Below are 4,631 nucleotides of genomic sequence, written 5' to 3' on the forward strand. Positions count from 1 at the left end.
ATCATCATTATTGTTGCTGTCGTACTAGGTTACTTTATCAACCTCAAATTTGTTGAAATCGCATACTCATTAGGTTTCGCTGAATTGAAAAAAGAAACTCTATTGATTAATGATCAAAAAATGAAAGTGAAATGCGACTCTTATGCTTTAGGATTTTTTGATAAAGTTAAACTTGAAAATAAGTTTCAGCAATGCATTAATGATTACCAAGCACAAGGCTATATGATTATTGACCAACAAGCTGCGATGAAAGCGGTTTAAGGCTGGAAATAAAAAAGCTCAAGCATTAATGCTTGAGCTTTTTTATTGATTCACGGCACGATTAAAACGGCATTTTCATTCCTGGAGGTAATTGCATACCACCAGTCACTTCGGCCATTTTAGTCTTTTGATTTTCTTCAATACGACGTGCTGCGTCATTACACGCTGCGGCGATAAGATCTTCTAACATCTCTTTATCGTCTTCCATCAAACTTGGATCAATTTCAACTTTACGCACATTGTGGTTACCTGTCATGGTTACTTTAACCAAGCCAGCACCCGCTTCACCCGTCATTTCTGTGCGCGCAATTTCTTCCTGCACTTTAGCCATTTTGTCTTGCATCATTTGGGCTTGTTTCATTAAATTGCCCATACCGCCTTTTCCACCAAACATAGTCGTCTCTCTCTAATTAAGGTTGTTAGCAAGTCGTCATAATGGCGACAATCTTACTGAAATAAAATCGATTGGCAATATTACAGATACATTTTTGAGATGAAGATATATTCATTTTCTGTAAAACCACCCTATTTGTGTACTTATGAAGCGTTGATTAGTGCAATATCCTGCGCTATTTGCCCTAGTTGCTCCGATGGATATTCAATCGTGTCACTGTCTAACTGAGCCGATAAGTGTTGGATCATCCACTGAACGTTGTCATCAAGCAAAATAGATTGTTGCGCTTGCGCAATAAGCTCCCGATGAAAACGTTTGCGTAACTCAAGTGGTGTTTCTCGTTTTTGCACCACACCAATCTGTATCTCAACTTCAGTTGGTCGCTCAAGGTACTCAGATAACGCTACTTGTAATTGATCGATAGCAGTTTGCGCAGACAAATGTTTCTGGTCTGGTTTTAACACCAATACTATTGGGTTTGACAATGTTGGGCACACGGAGTTCACCCCTAATTGCCTAACCCTTCCGCCAACGGACACATTAGTCATTATTTTATACCAATGTAAATCAACTTCATCGCCTTGAATGCTGTGTGGTTCAAATTTGGCGAGCACATTAGATTGAATCACCGGCTCTGCATTAATGTTTTGCGGATCAGCAGCCAGTGAACGGGTTATTTGTGCGCTGGCCGGTTTTTGATGTTGATGACCAGCTTGCTGACTGACTGAACTCGATGGTTGAAATGTTGCTTCAACTGCTGGTTTAGTCTCTTGATTAATATCTGCAAACGCATTAACGATCTCACCCTCTTTGGGCGCGACCCAAGGAGGCCTATCATAATCGGCCACAACTTTAGACTTGTCTATTCCGTTGAGCGTTACAGATGATGCTTCGTTGGCTGTAGGTGCGCTAAACTCAGCCTGTTCTGACTTATCAGAAGACTCATTAGCGGCCGTTGTTGATGTTGATGCCGCAGCCGCTTTGCTCACTCTAGAACTGATTGTTTTTGTAGACTCTTTTTTGGCAAGTTCTTCTTGTTGCTGTAATACACCAACATCTGCAATGAGAGAATCTCGGCTGGCTAACACTTCATCTAAAAAGTCGTCTAAGTTATCATCTGCGCTAGTGAGGTTTTGACAAGCATTATCACTCATCAAGTCGCTGTTATTGTCAACAAGATGATTAACCGTTTTCGGTTCAGACATCGACTCCGAAGCTTCAGTAACATTGTTAGCTTCAGTTATCTCGTTTGAAACCGAAAACGCAACATATTCGTCATGATCCGAGGGTTGATATTCCATTGACGGATCGTCTGCTTCGTCATAATCCATAAAGGAATAGGCATCAAGTGAGCTGTTATCTGCACTATCACTCGATTGGCTATTTTCTACTGAATTGGTGTCTGCCGTACTTGGCGCCAATGCAGGTTGCTCTGCAAATTCTTCAGACTCGATAACATCGCTTATCACATTTTTAGTACTGGATTCATCCGTTGCTTCAGCATCTGCGCTATGAACAACATTATCAGATGAAGTTGCATTAACAACGTCAACTTCGGCATCATTGTCGGCATCATCATTAACAAGCTGGTCAGTGTGCATATCGACACTTTCTAGCGGCAATGAATCAAACCCTAAGCTTTGTGCTTGGTCCAACAATAAAGCTTGCTCAGCCACCAACGAAGGCTCAACAGCGATATCGTCGAGAGGATCAGCATCTTCAACTTCGGCAGTCGGCAACACTTCAGCCTGAATAGCGGTTGCTGCTGTCGTTAAACCATAATGCGCTTGAGGCAGAGCATCAGGCTTTGGGCCTGTTTCAATGACCTCTTGTGTTGAAGTTGATGTGTGATCGATAACGCTTAAATCAATATTAGCTGGTGTCGTTGTTACCCAACGTTTTACTTGTTTCTCGGGCGTAAAGGCTACCGCACGAAGCAGTGCCATTTCCAAGCCCGATTTAGGATCGGGAGCAAAGGGTAAATCTTTACGGCCGTTAAGCAGCATTTGGTAATAAAGCTGTACTTGTTCAGGCGCTAATTGCTGCGCGAATGCCACAATTTGCTCACTAAACAGCGATTGTTGTGCTGCGGCTGGGGCAAATTGAGTTAAGGTGATTTGATGTAATAATTCTAATAAGCTGCGTAGTACTTCTTCGGCATCTGCGCCAAATGCCAATACTTTTGCCACGGTTTGCATTAATGGCCCAACATCGGCATCACACAAGGCTTTTAATAACGCGAGCACATGTTGCTCATCAATACTGCCCAACATGGTTTGCACTTGTGTAAGCATCACTTGACCACTGCCAAATGCTATGGCTTGATCCGTTAAACTGAGCGCATCACGCATACTGCCATTGGCCGCTTTGGCTAATAAACTCAGTGCTTGCGACTCAAATGGTAACTTTTCTTGAGTGATAACATACTCAAGTTGCTTGCTAATTTCGTCCTGCGATAAACTTTTCAAATTGAACTGTAAACAACGAGATAGCACAGTAACCGGCAGTTTGTGCGGATCGGTTGTCGCTAATAAAAACTTAACGTGCTCAGGAGGCTCTTCTAAGGTCTTTAGTAGTGCGTTAAAACTGCTGCGCGACAACATGTGTACTTCATCAATTAAGTACACCTTAAAACGACCACGGGATGGGCGATACTGTACATTGTCGAGAAGTTCGCGAGTATCATCAACTTTGGTGCGGGAAGCGGCATCGACTTCAATTAAATCAACAAATCGGCCTTGGGCAATTTCAATACAACTAGAGCATTCACCGCACGGCGTAGCAGTAACGCCTGTTTCACAATTAAGACCTTTAGCAAACAAACGTGCCAAACTGGTTTTACCCACGCCGCGGGTACCAGTAAACAGATAAGCATGATGTAAACGTTGTTGGCTCAATGCATTGGTTAATGCCATTAATACATGGGATTGGCCGACCATTTGTTCAAATTTAGCTGGACGCCATTTGCGGGCTAGTACTTGGTAAGACATGAAATTCCCCACAGAGAGCTATCGGGAGTCAATCCCTTTAAAGGGGTTAACAATAACATGCCAAGGGCTGGCATGCTATTGTTGAGCAAGCATTTGATAGAGTAAAACTTAGTTAACTGCTTAATAAAATGGCAGTTTATTTTACTTTACTTACTCGCCGTCAAACTCGCATAAACTTAATACTTCAATTCCCATACCTTGTAAACGCTTCTCGCCACCAATTTCTGGTAATGAGATAACAAATGCAGCATGGCTCACTTCACCGCCTAATTCACGAATAAGTTTTACCGTCGCTTCAATCGTGCCACCGGTGGCTAATAGATCATCAATAACGAGCACTTTATCATTAGCATTAATTGCATCAACATGAATTTCTAAGGTGTCTTTACCGTATTCTAAGTCATAAGTTTGGCTTATGGTTTTACGGGGTAATTTACCCGGTTTACGCACAGGTACAAAACCGACGCCGAGCTCTAACGCTAACGGTGCGCCAAATAAAAAACCACGCGCTTCAGTACCAACCACTTTAGTGAAACCTTTTGATTGATAATGAGCCACTAGAATCGCAATAGTGGCTTTATAAGCTTCTGCATTTTCAAGCAAACTGGTGACGTCACGGAACATGATGCCTGGTATTGGATAATCAGGAATGGTTTTAATGCTCTGCTTAATAAGCGCTAAACTGTCTTGGTTCATCATAATGTAGTTAACTCTGTCTGAAAGTGATTACGCAATAAAAAAGTCCACGTCATTGGTGGACTCTGGTAAAAATACTGGTGTGATCTTATGCCCGTTTAATCTCAGTTGCAACAGGCATGCATTAACCAGGCTATTTATTATTCTAACTCTGGGATCCGCCACAAGAAAAATAATAAAATAAACATCATGCACAACAACATAATTTTCACCCATATTATCGGTACTATCATGATACTAATAGCAAAACTAAGGCCGCTCATTAACATGGCTTTTCGCTTGAGCGATCG

Annotated in this window: 4 protein-coding genes; 1 reads left to right on the plus strand and 3 read right to left on the minus strand. The window is 42.0% G+C overall.

Features of this window, described 5'->3' with window-relative positions:
• On the plus strand, positions 1-261 hold a 261-nt coding region (locus CXF78_RS21425; protein ID WP_180957110.1), incomplete at its 5' end, for a hypothetical protein.
• Between the two features lie 61 nt (positions 262-322).
• Here the strand turns inward: CXF78_RS21425 and CXF78_RS10770 are convergent.
• From CXF78_RS10770 to apt, 3 genes are all read right to left on the minus strand, one after another.
• Positions 323-655, minus strand: a complete 333-nt coding sequence (locus CXF78_RS10770; RefSeq protein ID WP_011637860.1) for a YbaB/EbfC family nucleoid-associated protein — start codon at positions 653-655, stop codon at positions 323-325.
• Positions 656-798: 143 nt separating this feature from the next.
• The gene (dnaX, locus tag CXF78_RS10775; protein ID WP_102036776.1) at positions 799-3,645 is read right to left on the minus strand and encodes a DNA polymerase III subunit gamma/tau; all 2,847 of its coding nucleotides are present in this window, start codon (positions 3,643-3,645) and stop codon (positions 799-801) included.
• 150 nt (positions 3,646-3,795) lie between these two features.
• The gene (apt, locus tag CXF78_RS10780; RefSeq protein WP_041413043.1) at positions 3,796-4,347 is read right to left on the minus strand and encodes an adenine phosphoribosyltransferase; all 552 of its coding nucleotides are present in this window, start codon (positions 4,345-4,347) and stop codon (positions 3,796-3,798) included.
• Positions 4,348-4,631 lie beyond the last annotated feature (284 nt).

This window comes from Shewanella sp. 11B5 (assembly GCF_002836795.1).
Classification (GTDB): Bacteria; Pseudomonadota; Gammaproteobacteria; order Enterobacterales; family Shewanellaceae; genus Shewanella; species Shewanella frigidimarina.